This window comes from Dietzia sp. DQ11-38-2 (genome assembly GCF_014145055.1).
GTDB lineage: Bacteria > Actinomycetota > Actinomycetes > Mycobacteriales > Mycobacteriaceae > Dietzia.
In genome coordinates this window covers 1-1,166 of record NZ_JAALDW010000516.1, presented here as the reverse complement: position 1 = coordinate 1,166, position 1,166 = coordinate 1, and the positions used below count along the sequence as shown (strand labels likewise).

The 1,166-nt window shown below is 70.3% G+C and carries 1 protein-coding gene; it reads right to left on the bottom strand.

Annotated elements, in window-relative coordinates; all coding sequences use genetic code 11:
* Positions 1-63: 63 nt before the first annotated feature.
* Positions 64-888, bottom strand: a complete 825-nt coding sequence (gene tsf / locus G6026_RS16055; protein WP_107756634.1) for a translation elongation factor Ts — start codon at positions 886-888, stop codon at positions 64-66.
* Positions 889-1,166: the final 278 nt, after the last annotated feature.

Below are 1,166 nucleotides of genomic sequence, written 5' to 3'. Positions count from 1 at the left end.
GCACCCGGGGGTCCGGGTGCCGCCGTCGACGTGGCATCCGCCACCGCGGATGCCGGGGATGAATCAGGCCTGGCCGACCTCGAAGCGGAGGAAGGCGGTCACCGTGGCACCCGCCTCGGACAGGAGCGCGCCGACGGTCTTCTTGCTGTCGGTGACCGACGGCTGGTCCAGCAGGACGACGTCCTTGTAGAAGCCGTTCAGACGACCCTCGACGATCTTCTGCAGAGCCTGCTCCGGCTTGCCCTCCTCGCGGGCGGTGGCCTCCGCGATCTCGCGCTCCTTGGCCACGATGTCGGCGGGCACCTCGTCGCGCGAGACGTACTGCGCCTTGAGCGCGGCGATCTGCATGGCGGCCGAGCGGGCGGCCGCCTCCGCGGCCTCGCCCTGGCCCTCGTAGGCCACCAGGACGCCGACCGCCGGCGGGAGGTCGGAGGAGCGCTTGTGGAGGTACACGGCGACCGGGCCGTCGAGCTTGCCCACTCGACGCAGGACCAGCTTCTCCCCCGACTTGGCGGAGAACGAGACCACCGCGTCGGCGACTGTCGACCCGTCGAGGTCGGCATTGTTGAGCGCATCGAGATCGGAGATGCCCTGTGCTGCGGCGACGGCGACGATCCTGTCGGCCAGCGCGATGAACTCGGCGCTCTTCGCGACGAAGTCCGTCTCGGAGTTGAGCTCGATCATGACGCCGTCCTTGACGGCGACCAGGCCCTCGGCGGTGGTGCGCTCAGCACGCTTGCCCACGTCCTTGGCGCCCTTGATGCGCAGGACCTCGACGGCCTTGTCGAAGTCGCCGTCGGTCTCCTCGAGTGCCTTCTTGCAGTCCATCATCCCGGAGCCGGTGAGCTCACGCAGACGCTTGACGTCGGCAGCGGTGTAGTTCGCCATGGTGGGGCGACCCTCCTAAAAGAGTTTCGTGATGTATCGGAAGTTGTTGGCGTCGGCCGGCCGGCGCGATCGACTCCACCCTAGACGCCGCGGCGCCGGTGGACCCCTCGCCCGCATTCACCGACACCTCGGGCCCGGCCCCCCCGGGAGATCCCCGGAGGGATCGTGGGCGGCCGGGCCCGAGCTGTTCGAGCGTGCGGAGATCAGGCCTCGGGGGCCGGAGCCTCGGAGGTCGCGGCGGCGATCTCCTGCGGGTCGGCCTCGGGGGCCTCGGGCAC